Here is a 16,078-nt window from a genome sequence, read left to right on the forward strand (position 1 = left end):
AATCTAGTAAAAGCGATGGGTGGTTCGTCCAAACTCTTCAAAAATAGTTCATCATCTAGTACCGCACGTATACGAGATACATATAGATATATTATAAATCGTCACTAAGGATAGATGCACCGAAGACGGTAATGGAGGGATGCGGAACACGAACAGGGATGCAGGGTTGGCGAGAAGCTGATAGGCAATGAAGTGTAGTCGGTTGCTCAGATTCTGCTCGACGGAAATCTATCTAATCATTATTTTGGAGGGAATTATCTTATGATGTACTGGTATTTTGATCCTTGCAGAAAACAACATCCGCATCGTTCCTCTCACAAATCTCAAAAAACGGCTGAGCGCACTTACTTGGACGAATTGCAAGGAAAGAACGTCAAAATCAACCGCGGCGGCCCGAATTCGATCGAAGGCAGACTGGTTTCCGTAGAAAGCGACTATCTGGTCGTGCGGACGATGGAAGGCACAACTTATGTGAAAACGAGCCATATCAAATCGATCACGGATCTGGATCAGAGCAGCAGCGGCGGTTCGACGGGCGGTCGTTCGGCAGGTCGTTCGGCAGGTCGTTCGCCAGGAAACCGCACTGGCAAAAAACCAGGCTTTATTAAAGCAGCTAACTTCAAAGGCGTGCTGAGCGCACTGAACAAGAAATTCGTTCAAGTGAACTGGGGCGGGCCTGAGAAAGTCGAAGGATTCCTCGCGGACGTTGGCAGCACACACATTCTGGTCGTTTCGGCACACCAAAAAGTGGATATCCCGATCGATCACATTCAAACAGTCAAAGTAGAAGCTCGGAGAACGAGCGGCGGCAGCGGCGGTTCTGCTGGATCCGGCGGCTCTGCTGATGCAAAAGGCAACAATAAAACGGCAACACGGCGCGGAGCAGCACCAGTGAACAAAGGCACGGCTCTCAAACGCCGCAGCGGCCGTTAATTCGGCGCAAGCGGCGGTGAACGCAAGCCGGGCCGGACGGGTAACCGTTCCGACTCGGCTTTTCGTTCTATAACTCCTCGTAGACGAAAGGCTATCGAGAGTGAAAGGAGGGGCCGTATCTTATGAAACAGCAGCATCCGTTAATGAATCGCTTCGTTGATCTCGACATTTCAGGCAAACCGATGGCGCTTCGAGGCAAGTTGGTTGATATGGGGCAGGATATTCTTGTCATCCATAACGGGCAGCAATTCGTATATGTGCCAATTATCCATCTTCAACAGATGAGGGAGGTCAGCAAGCAGGAAAGCTTATTAATCGACGTTCCGGAAACGCTGTTCGAGCAGCCTAACGATCCGATTTCATACCGTAAAATGCTTATGAATGCCAAAGGTATGTTCTCGGAACTGTACATTACCGGCAACCAATCCATACATGGATATTTGACAAGCGTCATGAACGATTTCTTCGTATTCTATTCGCCGGTTTATCATTCTGTTGTCGTCTCTCTTACCCATCTTAAATATTTAATTCCTTATAATCCGAATGTCACACCCTATACGCTGACGGCCGAGCAATTTCCGCTTAAGCCTTCTCCGCTTACGCTTGCCCGTACGTTCGATCAACAGCTGCGCAAGCTTGTCGGTGAATTCGTAATCCTCGATCTTGGCGAGAACCCGAATAAGATCGGCGTATTAAAAAGCGTGGAGCAGAACATAGTGGAATTGGCCAATGCGGGCGGTACGCCAATCTATCTCCATCTCGATCATGTTAAGACGGTGCATCTGCCGTAACAAGGCGGCCAAAGTCTCGGAGCGAATATACCTCTGAGCCGAAGGAGCTTTCCTTTCATGTCATGCATGTGGGAAGCTCCTTTTTGGCATGCATATGCAGCGAAGCCGCCGGACATAATACGGTAGGTGTTCAAAATGGCAATAGGAGGATTCGAAATGCCGCAGCCGATAACCGCCAAAGAGCTGGAGTATATTGCCGATTCGATGTCGAACGAAGATTTGCTGCTGAAGCAAAATGCTGTACTCGCTTCATCCAGCTCGAATCAGGCACTCAGCCAAATCGCACAGCAGTTTATTTCGACGCATCAGCAGCATTATCAGACGCTGTTGCAGACGTTACATCAGCATTCCGGCGTTGCGCCTACCCAGCCGCAGGGCTAACTGATCAACGATTGGGAGGAAATGAAGATGCAGCACCATCAATCGATTTTGCCGGACGAGGATTTGGCAAGTGTGATTTTGTCCGATCTGAAACGGGTTGTACGGGAGTATGCGACAGCCGCAACGGAGTCGACCTGTCCTCAAATCCGGAAGCTGTTCACCGATTTGACGAACAGCACGCTAACGATGCAAGGCCAGCTCTTCACGGTCATGCAGCAAAATCAAATGTATAATACATCGTCGCCGGCGCTTCGCCAGGAGATCGATAAACAAGGCAAGCAGTATGATCAGACGCTGCAAAAAACGAATCAATTCGTCCAGCAGAAACTGAGCGGCATCATCCGCCAACCGATGTTCTATACGAGCCAGCAGCAGTTTCAGCAACCGCAGCAGACTCCGACCTATTACAGCTAACGAACGTACAGCAGACTCCGTTTTGTCCGCATTCAAGGCGGCGGAGCTGCTGTTTTTTTGTTTTGCAGTCGACACAGATTCATTGTAAAATTAACTTTATCCTTTACTATTGAATATTTATAGGATTGTTCCACGACACTACGCAGAAGGAAGGCTTGAAGGGAGCTGTGACGATGAGCGATTTGAAGATGAAGATATTGGAACTGCTCAAGGAAGACGCGCGGCGGGACGCCGAATTGATCGCGACGATGCTCGACGTTCAGGTCGACGTAGTCAAACGGGAAATTGCCGAGATGGAGAACGATCATTTGATCGTAAAATATGCAGCAGTCGTCAACTGGAGCAAAGTACATGATGAGACGGTAACGGCGCTGATCGAGGTGCAAATTACGCCGGAGCGCGGCCGTGGCTTCGAAGGCATCGCAGAGCGCATCTATTTGTACCCGGAAGTGAAATCGGTCTATCTGATGTCCGGTGCATACGATTTGCTCGTTGAGGTCGAAGGGAAGACGCTTAAGGAAGTGGCCTCGTTCGTCTCCAATAAGCTGTCGCCGATCGACTCGGTGCTTTCGACGAAGACATTCTTTATCCTTAAGAAATACAAACAAGACGGCATTATCTTCGATGAAACCGTTGGTGACCAACGCTTGATGATTTCGCCATAAAGGGTGATGGGGCATGATTATGGATGAACAACAAACGGTGCCGGCGAAACGGCGCACAACCGCTGCCGACTATTTGGCGCCGAACGCAAGAGCGCTTAAGCCGTCTGGCATTCGGCGTTTTTTTGATTTGGTCAGCGGACGCAAAGATATTGTGACGCTCGGCGTCGGCGAGCCTGATTTCGTGACGCCTTGGCATGTGCGCGATGCGTGCGTTGCATCGCTCGAGATGGGCAAGACGCAATATACGTCCAATGCCGGTATGCCGGAGCTGCGTGAAGAAATTGCGTCTTATCTCGATAACCGGTTTAAGGTGAGTTACAATCCGGCGGACGAAGTGCTCGTCACGATCGGCGGCAGCGAAGCGATCGACTTGGCGCTGCGGGCGCTTATTGCGCCAGGCGACGAGATTTTAATCCCAGAGCCATGCTATATTTCTTATTCGCCGATTACAGCGCTCAGCGGGGGCGTTGCCGTCGGCATCGAGACGTTCGCGGCGGATGCCTTCAAGCTTCGCGCGGAACAGTTGAAGGCAGCGATTACGCCGAAGTCCAAAGTACTTATTTTGTGTTATCCGAGCAATCCTACCGGCGGTATCATGACCTACGAGGACTGGCTTCCGATCGCGAAGGTAGTGGAAGAGAACGATCTGATCGTCATTTCGGACGAAATCTATGCTGAGCTGTCCTATGGCCAGAAGCATGTCAGCTTCGCAGCACTGCCGGGAATGAAGGACCGGACTATTCTAGTCAGCGGCTTCTCCAAGGCGTTCGCAATGACGGGCTGGCGGATGGGCTACGCATGCGGACATCCTGAGCTGATCTCCGCTATGCTTCGCATTCACCAATATACAGTTATGTGCGCGCCGATTATGGGTCAGGTTGCAGCGCTTGAAGCGCTCAAGAACGGAATGGAAGAGATGGAGCGGATGATTGAGTCGTACAATCAGCGCCGCCGTCTCGTCGTGAAGGGCTTCCGGGAAATCGGTCTGGAGTGCCATGAGCCGCAAGGAGCGTTCTACGCATTCCCGTCCATCAAGTCGACGGGACTTTCGTCGGAACAGTTTGCAGAGCGGCTGCTTGAGGAAGGCAAAGTGGCAGCAGTGCCGGGCAACGTATTCGGGCTTGGCGGCGAAGGACATTTGCGCTGCTCTTATGCGACAAGCGTGTCTCAATTGAATGAAGCGATCGAGCGGATCGGGGATTTTGTCAAAAAACTTAAGAATGAGCGTGAATGATTGACAAAGTTTCCTAAAAGATCTCAAAAAAAGCTTATATTCAATACTGAACTATTTTGATATAATTTAGCAATAGATTCACATATAATGGCTTATGTTCCTAGCATGATGCAGGCCATACGACCCAGCTAAAGGAGGAAAGGCATTGAAGATTGCGGAGTCTAGTACGACGCTTGAAGAGCAACGGAAGACATACAACAGACGCAAGATGCCCTCATCCATCCGGCTGCTGGAGGAAGAGATCATGCTGCTGCGCGGAGCGATGGAGCGGATGTATGACGAGGAAGAGACGTTTCAATCCGATCTCGTCATCGATTTAAGCCAACGGCTCGATGTGAAAATCAACGAGTATATGCACTATTACCGATACTCGTTTCAATGATCGAATTAATTGTGACTGAAGCCCCTTCCGGGGCTTTATTTTTTTGGATGGACGACGGTTTATGATATAGTAGAAACAGTCTGTTTCGAGTTGCAATAATCGTTAGATTAAGACATTGGTTGGAGGGATTTTGTTGTTCAGAACACCACTGCGCAAAACCAAAATAGGCGCCATTATCGTTTCGTTAATGCTGGCTGCGGTGCTGCTTGCCGGCTGCGGCGGCGGTAAAGATGTATCGATGTTCATATTCCCGAAGGATGGCATGCCTGACGATGTCGCCGGGAAGGTAGAGGAGCAACTGCAGACGAAGATGGGCGACAAGTCGGTCGAAGTGTTCGGCAGTCCGCTCTATAACGAACAGAAAATGATTGTAGAGTTCGTGGCGGGAGAACGCAGCATTCTGGCAATTCCGAAAGATTTCTTCTTGTCCATGGTTGAACAAGGAGGCGTCGAGCCGCTGGATGAATTGTTCAAGCCTGAAGATTTTCCGGATGGCTTTATGACGGGAACGGTATACAATGAAAAAACGAAGGAAGAAACGAAGGAGAAGCATCTGTATGGCATTCCGGTCAAGCAGTCGGCGATGTTCCAAGGCGTCGGCTACACGCCGGACGATCTCTATCTCGTCGTTCCTTCGACTTCGCCGAATGAAGAGTTGTCCAAGCAAGCGATGAAAGGGCTGATCAATCCGTGAAGCTGTATACGAAGACAGGGGACGGAGGCAAGACGTCGCTCAAAGGCGGGCGCGTATCGAAGGATGATTCGCGTGTCGAGGCGTACGGGACGCTTGATGAACTGAACAGCTGCGTTGGGATTGCAGCGGCGCAAGCAGCTGCATTGCCGCAAGTTCAAGCGCTTGCAGCGGAGTTGGTTGAGATTCAACAGGAGTTGTTCGATTGCGGCTCCGATCTTGCGTTCTCCGCTCCGGCGGAGCCGCACTACAAAGTGACAGCTGACATGATCGTGCGGCTCGAGGGCTGGATCGATGCGCACAGCGATGCGGCTCCCGCGATCAAACGGTTTATTCTTCCAGGAGGCAGTCCGCTGTCTGCTTCGCTTCATGTATGCCGCACCGTATGCCGGAGAGCGGAGCGCCGCATCGTGACGGCGGGAGCTGAACATCCGGTGCCGGCAGAAGTGCTGAAGTATGTTAACCGGCTGTCCGACTATTTCTTCGCGGCGGCGCGTTCCGCCAATGCGGCGCTTGGCGTGCCGGATACGGAGTATGTACGCAGCGCCGATGTGTTCAAGACGCGCAGTGATTCATGAGCGAGCTGGACTATTACCGTCCGTTGTCCGTTAAGGCGACGGAGCGGGAGGACGGGATGCAGGTGCGGACGGTGCTCGAGCGCCGTCTCGGCGTCTCCCGCAAGCTGCTGTCCAAGCTGAAGCTGACAGAGCTTGGACTTACGGTCAACGATAAACGCGTCTTTACGTCGGATATCGTTCGTACCGGTGACGTCGTGACGATACGGATGGAGAAGGAATCGTCGGACGATATTTTGCCGGAGCCGATCCCGATTGACGTGGTGTTCGAGGACGAGGACGTGCTCGTTGTCAATAAGCCGCCGGGAATCATTGTGCATCCGACTCACGGACATTACACGGGGACGCTGGCGAACGGCGTTGTCCATTATTGGCGTGAACGGGGAGAGACCGTGAGGTTCAGGCCGATTCACCGTCTTGATGAACATACTTCAGGCTTGGTCGTCATCGCGAAGACGCCTTATGTCCATCAGCAGCTGTCCGAACAGCTGCAAGCGGACGAGGTGGACAAGCGTTATTTGGCATTTGTACATAATAAGCCGACACACGAAGCAGGCACGGTAGACGGTCCGATCGACCGGGATCCCGAGCGTCCGCATTTGCGTATCGTGACGCCGGACGGTTATCCGTCGGTAACGCATTATGAGACGGTTGCCGTCTACGAGAGCGGTGCTGCATCCTGCGTCCGCCTCAAGCTGGAGACGGGACGAACGCATCAAATCCGCGTCCATATGAAGTCGATCGGATGCCCATTGATCGGAGACGAGATGTACGGTTTGGAATCAGGCCTTAAGCAGGCGGATGTCATGATGGAAGGCAGACAGGCGTTGCACGCCGAATCGATCGCTTTCACGCATCCGATTACGAGGGAGCGAATGAAGTGGACGGCGGCGCTGCCGGACGATATGCGGCGGCTAGAGCATTATTTGCAGGAAGGATAGGATGGGACGTATGAGCAAGAATGGCAAGCTGAATATCTATTTGTACGCCAAATGCGGAACATGCCGCTCGGCAGTGAAGTCGCTGCAGGCCAAAGGCTGGGAACTGGAGCAGCACGATTTGTTCGATCAAGGAGCTCCTTCGATCGAAGAACTGCGGACGCTCGTCGAGCGAAGCGGACTGGAACTGAAGAAGTTTTTCAACACATCCGGCGAGGTGTACAAGGAGCTCGGATTGAAGGATAAGCTGCCAGGGATGACCGAGGAAGAGCGTCTCGCTCTGCTCGCATCGAACGGACGGCTCGTGAAGCGTCCGATCGTGACCGACGGCAAGAAAGTGACGCTTGGCTATAAGGAAGACGTATTCGAGCAAGAGTGGGGAGCGTAGAAGAGATGGCGAAGAGCTGGCGGTCGGATAAGCTTGGGCGGCTGGGGTCGTCCATATTCTCGGAAGTGGCGCAGTGGAAGGCGGAGGCGGCTGGAGCGGGACATGAAGTCATCGATCTGGGCATCGGCAGTCCTGACCGGCCGCCGACTGAATCGGTTCGCAAGGCGCTGGCGGAAGCGGTGCTGAAGCCGGACCGTTATGCCTATCCGTCGTCGCAAGGCAGCATCGCCTTCCGGCAGAAGGCGGCGCAGTGGCTTCGCTGGCGGTTCGGGGATGCTGCGGCAGTCGATCCCGAGACGGAGATTGTGACATTGATGGGCTCGCAGGACGGACTCGCGCATCTCGCGATGGCGGTGTGCAATGCGGGCGATACGGCGGTCGTGCCAAATCCGGGCTATCCGATCTATTCGGCAGCGCTGGCGCTGGCCGAGGTGCAGGCGGAGCTTCTGCCGCTGCGGGCTGATAACGGCTTTCTGCCTGATCTTGACGCTGTACCGGAGAACGTATGGCAGAAGGCGAAGTTTGTCCTGCTCGGCTATCCGGCCAACCCGGTGACGTCGGTTGCGAATGCGGCCTTTTTCGAGCGGATGATTGCGCTTGCGAAGCAACATGGCTTTTTGTTCGTGCACGATCTTGCCTATTCCGAGATGGGCTTCGGCGGCGAGCGGCCGATGAGCGTGCTGCAATTCGAAGGCGCGAAGGAAGTGGCGGTCGAGTTCCATTCGCTGTCGAAGAGCTTTAATATGGCAGGGTGCCGAATCGGATTTCTGGCCGGAAATGCAGTAGCGGTAGGTGCGCTTCGTGAGCTGAAGGCGAACATCGATTACGGCGTCTTCGGTGCTGTGCAGGAGGCGGGGATCGCCGCACTGGATGAAGGCATGTCCGGCGCGATGGAGCCGGCCGGCAAGCTGTATGAACGGCGCAGAGATTTGTTCATCGAAGCGCTGGCTGCAGAAGGCTGGAACGTCGAGAAGCCGAGGGCGACGATGTTCGTCTGGGCGCCGCTGCCGGATATGCAGTGGACGCTGCCCGATGGCGGGCCATGGAATTCGCGCCGTGTTGCTCAGGAAATGCTGCTGCGCGCAGGCGTTGCAGTCATTCCTGGCGATGCGTTCGGCAGTGAGGGCGAAGGATATGTAAGGATCGCTTTAGTCGAAGAGGATGATCGGCTGATTGAAGCGGCGAGACGGATCGGACGGTTTATTCGCGGGGAATCGTGATGCAGCTTAGCGGATCGGACTGTTCATTAACCGTATAGCATGTACTGTAGCGGAGAGGGGTCATCGGTCATGGTGGACAACGTGAAAGCAAACGTCAACGTCAATACGGCAATCCTTCCGGTTCCGAAGCTGGAGGAAGATTTCTACGATTGGTGGGCAAGACACGAGCAAGTGCTTCATGAACAGCAAGCGATCAATCCTGAGATTGTCATGATCGGCGATTCGATTACGCATTTCTGGGGCGGCGCGCCGCGTACGGAAGGTCTTGTTGGATCCCCTGAATCGTGGAACTCGGTTTTCGCTCCTTATCGGGTATTGAATATGGGATTCGGCTGGGACCGTACTCAGAATGTTCTGTGGCGCCTGGATAACGGCGAGCTGCATGGTGTATCTCCTCGAACGGTCGTCATCTTGATTGGAACGAACAATACAAGCGAGACGGATAATGCGCGTGCGAACACGGCGGAGGAAATTGCAGCAGGGCTGAATGCCATTTGCGACCGGGTCGAAGTGTTGGCGCCGCAGGCGAAAATCATCATCATGGCCGTACTGCCGCGCGAGCAGCATCCGGATCACCCTCGCCGCGAGCTCATCGCTCAGATCAATGCTTTATATGAGAAGCTGGCAATGGAACGGAAGTATTCGTTCGTCGACATCGGCCCGCAATTGCTTGAGCCGGACGGCACGTTGTCCGCAGAGACGGCACCGGACTTCGTCCATCTGACAGAGCGAGGGTACCGCCATTGGGCGGAGGCGCTGCGCCCTTTGCTGGCAGCGAAGTAAGAACATTTCTAGTAATGCCGCGGCGGCGGCAAGCCTTCTTGTTAATAAAGGCCTCCTATTCGAACAAGTCTGCACCTGGCGTGCAGGCTTGTTTGCGTTTTGTGTTCCGTCTCCTCGTCGTAACGAATCGTGCGAGCCTTATTTGGCACAAATGCTGCTTTATTGGCGGTTAACGAACCTCAGAAGCGTTATTCTCGCAATTGCTTCCTCTTTTGAGCTGTTTCTGGACAAATAAGACTTCCTGGATTCGTTAGATTTGGAAACAGGGTAATTCATGACAAATAGCGTCGCTGTGATTCGTTAGAATCATGCTCGTGCGAGATTGTAATATTTTCAATAGAGTCGAGCTTGTGAAAATGATAGAATGTCGGTAGAGAATGAACGAATAATTTGTTGAATAGAGGCGATTATACGTTGCAAAATACGAAAAAAGTGATGCTCGTCGACGGGATGGCCGTTCTGTTCCGTGCGTTCTACGCAACATCCTACAGCGGATATATCCGCAAGACGAGCGCGGGGCTGCCGACGAATGCGGTCTATGGATTTGTTCAATATTTCTTCGATGCAATCGATACGTTCCAGCCGACGCACGTCGTCTGCTGCTGGGATATGGGAAGCACAACGTTCCGAACGGCGCAGTATCCGGAGTATAAGGGCAACCGAGGCGAGCCGCCGGAGGAGCTCATTCCGCAATTCGATCTTGTGAAAGAAGTCGTCGCCGAGATGGGCATTCCAAACGTTGGACTGAGAGGCTTCGAAGCGGACGACTGTATCGGTACGCTTGCGACGAGAATGAGTACGGAGCCGGATGTAGAAGTGCTTATTCTGACGGGCGACCATGATATGCTACAACTAGTCAGCGAGCAAGTGAAGGTCGTCATTATGAAGAAGGGCAAGCTGAACTACGCCGTGTACGATCTTGCGCTTCTGCTGGAAGAGAAGCAGCTGACGCCGCTGCAGGTTATCGATATGAAAGGTTTTATGGGCGATACGAGCGACAATTATCCAGGTGTCAAAGGAATCGGCGAGAAATCTGCGCTTAAGCTGTTGCTCGAATACGAAACGGTCGAAGGCGTGCTCGAGAACCTGGACAAGCTGCCGAAGGGCATCCGGACCAAGATCGAATCGAATCTCGATATGCTCCATTTGTCGCGTGACCTCGCAACGATCCGGATCGACGTGCCGGTCGAATGCGGATTGACGGAATGTATCTGGGAATTGCAAGTGGAGACGGCGACGCGCAAATTCGAAGAGCTCGAATTCGGCTCGCTGGTGAAGCTGCTGCAAGCCTAGACGGAACATGCGGCATTTCTGCACAGGATTAACCTTAAACCGCCATCAGGCGGTTTTTTTATTGTACGCTGCGCTGTGCAATAAGCATCGAATGGAGTTGATCAAATAAAATATAGCTTCATCTCTGCCTTGTGCTAGCCGATTATTAATAAAGATCATCATGGATTGAGGGGAGTCGCAAGGTGAAGAAAATTCGAGTATTGTGGTTGAGTACAAAGCGCACGGCAACGGCGGTGTTGCTGCTTGCGGCGATCGGGACGGGTGTCTTAGGGACGGAACTTGAGCCTCTCGGAGGCAAGTTATCAGGGTTGATCGAATGGCGTGCGTTTGCGGATGGAGAGCAAGCATCCAAGCAGACGGTCAAGCTGACTTATGAATCTGCTAAGCAGACCGTGCGGGAAGGCAGTCGAGTCTGGCTAGGTGATAAGCTGAAGCTTTCGGAAGAAGTGCAGGTGACTTACACGGCCGGCAATCCAGCGGTTGTAAGAGTGGAACCGAATGGGTTGTTGACCGGCATCGCGGCCGGGAAGACGAAAGTAACGATCAAGGTGGCGGATGCCGACTATACCGGAAACTTTACGATTCCTGTTGAGGTCGCAGCTGCGCCAGCTGCCGCTCCACTGAAAGCTGTTGCGGAGAAGGTGAACGTATCGGGCAAAACCTATACCGTCCAGACCGTGACGATTCCGAAGGGAACACCTGTGACGTCGGGTATTGCTAGCCGGGCGGTGGGGAAAGTTCAACCGCTCAAAGATATTGCGGCAAACTACCGGGCGGACGTTGCGGTTAATGGAACGTTCTTTTCTGCATATGAAGGGCCGGCTGATCCCTATGGCACCATTATTTCGGATGGAGAAATTGCGCATGCCGGCAACTACGGAACCACGATTGGATTCGAGGCGGACGGTACGGCGAAGATGGATTCGCTTCGCATCCGAATTTTAGGCGGGACGGGCGGAAAAAATAACGGTTCAGGAAATTGGTATGCGTATTTTATTAACCGGACGCCCGTGGAAGGAAGCAATTCCGCCATTCTATATACGCCAAAGCGCGGCGCGAGAATCGGGTTCGACTACGGCACGGCGGTGACGGTCAAAGCCGGTGTTGTAACGAAAATCGAACGGAATGTGAATGTCGCAATTCCTAAGGACGGGTTCGTCGTCGTATTTACAGGCAGTGAGGAGCGGCTCGCCGATCGGTTCACGATTGGGAATGAAGCGCATTACCGGATTGAGATGTCGGATGCGGCTGGCAAGCCATTGGATTGGAGCCGCGTGCATACGGCGATTGGCGCTGGGCCTAGACTCGTTAAGAATGGAGCGGTGGCGCTCGATGCAGCAGCGGAAGGGTTTCGCGACGACAAAATATTGACGTCCGCTGGCGCGCGAAGCGGTATCGGCATTAAGAAGGACGGTTCGATTATCGTTGCGACAGTGCCGGGAGCGACGATGAAGGCGTGGGCCGCTATAATGCTGAAGCTTGGCGCATACCAAGCGATGAATTTGGACGGAGGCGCCTCGTCCGGCTTGTACGTGAACGGCAAGACGATAACGGCTGAAGGCCGAACGCTAAGCAACGCACTGCTGTTCGGCAGCAAGCTGCGTTATTAACGGTTCGAAACGGTCAACCGAAAAAAGCGGCATCCCGTTCGTTCGGGATGCCGCTTGCATTCGTGTTCGCCTTTCGGCGGCCTAAGGCTCGTCCTGCACCTCGGGGATGGAATGGCCGCCTCTCCGGTCGTCGCCGGGATAGCCCCGCTCCATGCCGGCATGAAGCGAGCGGTTCTCGTACCCGTAAGGGTTAGCCGCGCGTTGATCGATCCGCCAAGGCTTGCTTTTGCCAAGCTCGGACTTCAGATCGGAACCATACGCACCATCCGGAAATTCTTCCGGAACGAGGTCGTTGCGCTGCGACTCTACGGCCGCGAAGTCGGTATAACGGCTGCGCTTTTCGTCCATGAACCGATTCATGACACACCCCTTTAATGATCGTAGGACGGAACGACGATTCATGCTCGTTCGTTCCACGACTCATTGTGCCCGAATCAGTCGGTAAAATTCACCGTTCCGACCACGAGCTGAAGAAATTCGTTCAACTCCTCGGCTTCTTCCTCTGTAAGCTTGTATACATGTTCCAAGTAGCCTTCCTCGGCAAGGTCATCCGGTCCGATAATGGCTGTACGGCCAGCCTGCAGATCGGTGACGAGCTTCTTGCCGTAGAACCGGTTCGTTGCGGTGATCGCCAGATCGAACCGTTTCAGGCTCGGGCCAATGAACGTCACGAATCTCGTTGATGTGTCCTCTGTCGAATCGGACATAAAATCGTAGTCGGGCAGCAGCATAGGATAGCCCCTTTCGTTTCGCTAATGATGCAATGCACTCATCATAACACCCGCTGCGTTCAACGGGCAAACGATTGAGTCCTGCTCCGTATACGGTAATAGCGCCCGTAAATGATCGATTATATGGAAGTGAATGAATAGTTGTTGTATCTTTTGGCAAATGATGCTATATTGGGGTTAACTGAATTTTGGACAAGAGGAGGCACCTCTTCCGCAGCGACGGGAGGGTGCCTTTTTTGTCGTTTGTGCGGAAGACTACTCATCTGTCGAAGGTTCGGAAATCCGATAACGGCGAAAGAGGGATGAGTCATGCAAGTCGTATTTATGAACACGTTTGACAGAATCGACGGAGAGCGTACGGTCGTCGGAGCTCAAGTATCGATCTGCGAGCACGAGGGAGCTTGGATCGTATTGTGGACGGAAGCTTCCGAGGATGCCGACACTTGGTATGAGGGTGCTTCATGGGAAGAGATGCTGGCTTCGTTCCGCCACGGCATTGCGATCAAGATGGGTGCTGGCTTTATGCCTATCATTGACGGGATGCTGGAGGAGCGCAAGACACAGCCGGGCGGCATCGTGACGATGCTGCAATGCTATGGGGAGCTGAATACGAATGCCGATCTGTTCGAAGAGCTGCGGGAGTGGAGGAAGAAGACGGCGTCACAGCTGTGCAAGTCGGCTTATCTAATTGCGACGAACCGTCTGCTTACGATGATCAGCGCATTTAAGCCCCATAATGCCAATGAGCTGGCGCAAATTCCGGGCTGGGGCGAGACGAAAATGAAGGAATATGCGGAGCAGGTGCTGGAGATTACGTCCCGTCATACGCGGGATACTTCATTTCCCCTCGATTGGGTAACGAAATCGCTTGATCCGAAGACTTACATGCAGTGGTCGTATAAGCAGAAAGAGCAGAAGTACCGCAATCAGATGGACCGCCATCAGGAGAAGAAACAGATTCTGCAAGCGATCGCGGACGGCAGAACGTTGACGGAGCTGCAAGCCGAGCTGGAGATGACACGGCGCAATCTGATCGAGCGTATCGAACAGCTCGAGACGGATGGGTACAATATGGACGCGATCGTATTGAACGAGCTTGCCGAGATGCCGGAGGAAGAGAAGCAGTCGGTGCTGCAAGCGTTCGATATCGTCGGGGACAAATATTTGAAGCCGGTGCTGCAGCATGTGTACGGCACCGAAGTGCCGCCGGATAAACCGATGGATCTGCTGTATGACCGGCTGCGGTTTCTAAGACTTTCGTATCGCCGCGATAAGATGAGAGAAGCGATGTAAGGCAGCCGTTGGAGCCGGCATTGCCGCTATGAATGAACAAGAGGCCATCCTCTTGGATCCGCCCTGTGACGGTTCAGAGAATAGCCTCTCATTCATTATCCCGTTTTCTCGCCGACAGCTTCATCGGAATCCGAATGCTTGATGCCGCCGTCAGGCCATATCGGGTCCGCATACCGGATTGACGCGCCGCTGCTGCAAGGCAGCCCCGTCTCGTATGAACGGTCGCCAAGCAGTTGTTCGACTGCTTCGCGCAGCTCGAACGACCGGTTCAAGACGAGCTCGGCCGTGGCCGTACGCGCATTGCTCGGCGTCTGTGTCTCTCGGATCATCTGGAGCGCCGCTGCCGTAACAGCGACACCGTCTTCGATCGCTTGCTCCCACAGCGTCCAAGCGCTGACCGTATGGAGCGTCTTGCCGTCCGTTGGATCGAGCCAAGGCAGCTCCTGCTCGTTCATCCAATCGTATTCGGGCAAATTTTTGCGGTACGATAACGGCTCGATCTTGCCGAAGGTAAGCAGCCGCCGGATGCCGGTCGGATCGAAGAACAGTCTCTGTGCGCTCGCAATGTCGCGCAGCGCTTCATTCCAATACTCCCGTTTGATCTCGGAGGCGAGCTCCGGATACCGGACGGCGGCAATGTTCTCGAACGCTTCGAGCAGCACATTGGGCAGCGGGCCGGACGGTGCGATATCTTTCCAGACCGGCGTCTTCCACGTCTCAATCCCGAATAGCCGCGAAGCGACGATCGTATCCATCGCCGTCTCGAACCGCTGATGGTCCCACTTGCGGAATCCGGATCTGCTGAATACGTAAGGATGCATGTTGCGGTCGAGCACATGATGGAGCACGAAGCCCAGCGCATAGGCGGCTGCATTGCGGTCTTCGGTCTCGGTCTGCCGTCCGCTTACGGAGTCGAGCAGATCGAGAAGAACGGGCCCGCATTCCCGGTTATGCATTTCGGTTCCAAGCTGATTCATGACGGAGCTTTTATGCCAAGGAAGAAACCGGTGATAAAATAAAAAATCAGGACCTTGGCACCCGAGATTGAACCATTTGCGCATCTCGTCGTCCGACAGCCAGTTTTTCTCTTCGATGCGTTCCATTATCGTATGGCCGAATAGGATGTGTGCCCAAACGTTCGGCATGATGATCCTCCCTTAGATGGGTATAAAGTACCAAACCCTTTAAAACTAGTATACTTGTCCTAATGAATTAAGTATAATGGATTCAATTAGCGGAAATACACGAATGCTGTCGAGAAGGAGCGCAGACCCTCCATGAAAGCAGAGTACATTAATCCGTTTCTAGAATCTGCCAAAAATGTTATCGAGCAAGTGGTTCAAATCAAGCCAGCTACGGGTCAACCCGGATTAAAGCCGATTGCAATTGTCGATAACTTGATTTTAGTTCAAATCGACATTCACGGACAAATGCAAGGCCATATCGTGTTCGGTATTAGCGAGCCGGTAGCGCTCAAGATGATTTCAGCGATGATGGGCGGTTTCGCTATATCGCAAATCGATGACATCGGCAAGAGCGCGATTTCAGAGCTAAGCAACATGATAAGCGGGAATGCCAGCACGCTTCTATTTAATCAAGGCGTACAGGTTGATATTACACCGCCAGTCATCGTTACCGCACTGAATTCCGCTATGACAGCGGCCAAGGCGCTGACGATTCCGCTTATTATGGACGGAATCGGTGAGATGGATATTCAAGTCTTATTCGCATCGTAACACGAAACGGGCTCCCGGGG

Annotated in this window: 20 protein-coding genes; 17 read left to right on the forward strand and 3 right to left on the reverse strand. The window is 53.2% G+C overall.

Going from position 1 to position 16,078, the window contains the following annotated elements; translation table 11 throughout:
- Window positions 1–261: 261 nt before the first annotated feature.
- From PKO01S_RS16910 to PKO01S_RS16980, 15 genes are all read left to right on the forward strand, one after another.
- Window positions 262–933, forward strand: a complete 672-nt coding sequence (locus PKO01S_RS16910) for a hypothetical protein (RefSeq protein WP_127532613.1) — start codon at window positions 262–264, stop codon at window positions 931–933.
- A 122-nt stretch (window positions 934–1,055) separates the two neighbouring features.
- Window positions 1,056–1,724 carry a DUF2642 domain-containing protein gene (locus PKO01S_RS16915; RefSeq protein WP_127532614.1) on the forward strand — a complete coding sequence of 223 codons (669 nt, stop codon included), beginning with the start codon at window positions 1,056–1,058 and terminating at the stop codon, window positions 1,722–1,724.
- A gap of 156 nt (window positions 1,725–1,880) precedes the next feature.
- Window positions 1,881–2,105, forward strand: coding sequence for a hypothetical protein (locus tag PKO01S_RS16920; RefSeq protein ID WP_127532615.1), 225 nt, complete (start codon window positions 1,881–1,883; stop codon window positions 2,103–2,105).
- Window positions 2,106–2,132: 27 nt separating this feature from the next.
- Complete coding sequence (locus PKO01S_RS16925; RefSeq protein ID WP_127532616.1) at window positions 2,133–2,519, forward strand: spore coat protein; 387 nt, start codon at window positions 2,133–2,135, stop codon at window positions 2,517–2,519.
- A gap of 173 nt (window positions 2,520–2,692) precedes the next feature.
- Window positions 2,693–3,184 carry an Lrp/AsnC family transcriptional regulator gene (locus PKO01S_RS16930; RefSeq protein WP_127532617.1) on the forward strand — a complete coding sequence of 164 codons (492 nt, stop codon included), beginning with the start codon at window positions 2,693–2,695 and terminating at the stop codon, window positions 3,182–3,184.
- Window positions 3,185–3,197: 13 nt separating this feature from the next.
- Window positions 3,198–4,418, forward strand: coding sequence for an aminotransferase class I/II-fold pyridoxal phosphate-dependent enzyme (locus PKO01S_RS16935; protein WP_127532618.1), 1,221 nt, complete (start codon window positions 3,198–3,200; stop codon window positions 4,416–4,418).
- 145 nt (window positions 4,419–4,563) lie between these two features.
- On the forward strand, window positions 4,564–4,800 hold the full coding sequence (locus tag PKO01S_RS16940) for an aspartyl-phosphate phosphatase Spo0E family protein (RefSeq protein WP_246070609.1): 237 nt from the start codon (window positions 4,564–4,566) through the stop codon (window positions 4,798–4,800).
- A gap of 133 nt (window positions 4,801–4,933) precedes the next feature.
- On the forward strand, window positions 4,934–5,494 hold the full coding sequence (locus tag PKO01S_RS16945) for a hypothetical protein (RefSeq protein ID WP_127532619.1): 561 nt from the start codon (window positions 4,934–4,936) through the stop codon (window positions 5,492–5,494).
- Window positions 5,491–6,069 (forward strand): cob(I)yrinic acid a,c-diamide adenosyltransferase, encoded by a 579-nt coding sequence (locus PKO01S_RS16950; RefSeq protein WP_127532620.1) that lies wholly within the window; start codon window positions 5,491–5,493, stop codon window positions 6,067–6,069. The genes PKO01S_RS16945 and PKO01S_RS16950 overlap by 4 nt, the downstream gene beginning before the upstream one ends.
- Window positions 6,066–7,007 (forward strand): RluA family pseudouridine synthase, encoded by a 942-nt coding sequence (locus PKO01S_RS16955; protein ID WP_127532621.1) that lies wholly within the window; start codon window positions 6,066–6,068, stop codon window positions 7,005–7,007. The genes PKO01S_RS16950 and PKO01S_RS16955 overlap by 4 nt, the downstream gene beginning before the upstream one ends.
- Before the next feature lie 10 nt (window positions 7,008–7,017).
- The gene (locus tag PKO01S_RS16960; RefSeq protein ID WP_127532622.1) at window positions 7,018–7,392 is read left to right on the forward strand and encodes a Spx/MgsR family RNA polymerase-binding regulatory protein; all 375 of its coding nucleotides are present in this window, start codon (window positions 7,018–7,020) and stop codon (window positions 7,390–7,392) included.
- 5 nt (window positions 7,393–7,397) lie between these two features.
- Window positions 7,398–8,612, forward strand: coding sequence for an aminotransferase class I/II-fold pyridoxal phosphate-dependent enzyme (locus tag PKO01S_RS16965; protein ID WP_127532623.1), 1,215 nt, complete (start codon window positions 7,398–7,400; stop codon window positions 8,610–8,612).
- 69 nt (window positions 8,613–8,681) lie between these two features.
- The gene (locus PKO01S_RS16970; protein ID WP_246070610.1) at window positions 8,682–9,395 is read left to right on the forward strand and encodes a GDSL-type esterase/lipase family protein; all 714 of its coding nucleotides are present in this window, start codon (window positions 8,682–8,684) and stop codon (window positions 9,393–9,395) included.
- A gap of 435 nt (window positions 9,396–9,830) precedes the next feature.
- Window positions 9,831–10,688, forward strand: a complete 858-nt coding sequence (locus tag PKO01S_RS16975; RefSeq protein WP_127532658.1) for a 5'-3' exonuclease — start codon at window positions 9,831–9,833, stop codon at window positions 10,686–10,688.
- 182 nt (window positions 10,689–10,870) lie between these two features.
- Entirely contained in the window at window positions 10,871–12,298 is a 1,428-nt protein-coding gene (locus PKO01S_RS16980) for a phosphodiester glycosidase family protein (RefSeq protein WP_127532624.1), read from the forward strand.
- A gap of 81 nt (window positions 12,299–12,379) precedes the next feature.
- Here PKO01S_RS16980 and PKO01S_RS16985 read toward each other — a convergent pair whose 3' ends face one another.
- Together PKO01S_RS16985 and PKO01S_RS16990 are read right to left on the reverse strand one after the other, a co-directional pair.
- Window positions 12,380–12,658: a hypothetical protein gene (locus PKO01S_RS16985; protein WP_127532625.1), complete on the reverse strand. Its 279-nt coding sequence runs from the start codon at window positions 12,656–12,658 to the stop codon at window positions 12,380–12,382.
- A 74-nt stretch (window positions 12,659–12,732) separates the two neighbouring features.
- A complete protein-coding gene (locus tag PKO01S_RS16990; protein ID WP_174818585.1) occupies window positions 12,733–13,029 on the reverse strand; it encodes a DUF3055 domain-containing protein in 297 nt (98 codons plus the stop codon).
- Between the two features lie 309 nt (window positions 13,030–13,338).
- Between PKO01S_RS16990 and PKO01S_RS16995 the strand changes: the two genes are divergently transcribed.
- On the forward strand, window positions 13,339–14,322 hold the full coding sequence (locus tag PKO01S_RS16995; RefSeq protein ID WP_127532626.1) for an HRDC domain-containing protein: 984 nt from the start codon (window positions 13,339–13,341) through the stop codon (window positions 14,320–14,322).
- A gap of 95 nt (window positions 14,323–14,417) precedes the next feature.
- Here the strand turns inward: PKO01S_RS16995 and PKO01S_RS17000 are convergent, their stop codons facing one another.
- Window positions 14,418–15,467, reverse strand: a complete 1,050-nt coding sequence (locus tag PKO01S_RS17000; RefSeq protein ID WP_127532627.1) for a zinc dependent phospholipase C family protein — start codon at window positions 15,465–15,467, stop codon at window positions 14,418–14,420.
- Between the two features lie 132 nt (window positions 15,468–15,599).
- On the opposite strand from PKO01S_RS17000, the gene PKO01S_RS17005 reads away from it, so the two are divergent.
- A complete protein-coding gene (locus tag PKO01S_RS17005; RefSeq protein WP_127532628.1) occupies window positions 15,600–16,058 on the forward strand; it encodes a chemotaxis protein CheX in 459 nt (152 codons plus the stop codon).
- Window positions 16,059–16,078: the final 20 nt, after the last annotated feature.

The sequence above is a fragment of the Paenibacillus kobensis NBRC 15729 genome (assembly GCF_004000825.1).
In the GTDB taxonomy this organism is placed as follows: domain Bacteria; phylum Bacillota; class Bacilli; order Paenibacillales; family Paenibacillaceae; genus Paenibacillus_T; species Paenibacillus_T kobensis.

Coding starts and splice junctions, on each gene's coding strand:
- PKO01S_RS16910 (WP_127532613.1), top strand. CDS start 262: ATGATGTACTGGTATTTTGATCCTTGCAGAAAACAACATCCGCATCGT.
- PKO01S_RS16915 (WP_127532614.1), top strand. CDS start 1,056: ATGAAACAGCAGCATCCGTTAATGAATCGCTTCGTTGATCTCGACATT.
- PKO01S_RS16920 (WP_127532615.1), top strand. CDS start 1,881: ATGCCGCAGCCGATAACCGCCAAAGAGCTGGAGTATATTGCCGATTCG.
- PKO01S_RS16925 (WP_127532616.1), top strand. CDS start 2,133: ATGCAGCACCATCAATCGATTTTGCCGGACGAGGATTTGGCAAGTGTG.
- PKO01S_RS16930 (WP_127532617.1), top strand. CDS start 2,693: ATGAGCGATTTGAAGATGAAGATATTGGAACTGCTCAAGGAAGACGCG.
- PKO01S_RS16935 (WP_127532618.1), top strand. CDS start 3,198: ATGATTATGGATGAACAACAAACGGTGCCGGCGAAACGGCGCACAACC.
- PKO01S_RS16955 (WP_127532621.1), top strand. CDS start 6,066: ATGAGCGAGCTGGACTATTACCGTCCGTTGTCCGTTAAGGCGACGGAG.
- PKO01S_RS16960 (WP_127532622.1), top strand. CDS start 7,018: ATGAGCAAGAATGGCAAGCTGAATATCTATTTGTACGCCAAATGCGGA.
- PKO01S_RS16965 (WP_127532623.1), top strand. CDS start 7,398: ATGGCGAAGAGCTGGCGGTCGGATAAGCTTGGGCGGCTGGGGTCGTCC.
- PKO01S_RS16970 (WP_246070610.1), top strand. CDS start 8,682: ATGGTGGACAACGTGAAAGCAAACGTCAACGTCAATACGGCAATCCTT.
- PKO01S_RS16975 (WP_127532658.1), top strand. CDS start 9,831: ATGCTCGTCGACGGGATGGCCGTTCTGTTCCGTGCGTTCTACGCAACA.
- PKO01S_RS16985 (WP_127532625.1), bottom strand. CDS start 12,658: ATGAATCGGTTCATGGACGAAAAGCGCAGCCGTTATACCGACTTCGCG.
- PKO01S_RS16990 (WP_174818585.1), bottom strand. CDS start 13,029: ATGCTGCTGCCCGACTACGATTTTATGTCCGATTCGACAGAGGACACA.
- PKO01S_RS16995 (WP_127532626.1), top strand. CDS start 13,339: ATGCAAGTCGTATTTATGAACACGTTTGACAGAATCGACGGAGAGCGT.
- PKO01S_RS17000 (WP_127532627.1), bottom strand. CDS start 15,467: ATGCCGAACGTTTGGGCACACATCCTATTCGGCCATACGATAATGGAA.
- PKO01S_RS17005 (WP_127532628.1), top strand. CDS start 15,600: ATGAAAGCAGAGTACATTAATCCGTTTCTAGAATCTGCCAAAAATGTT.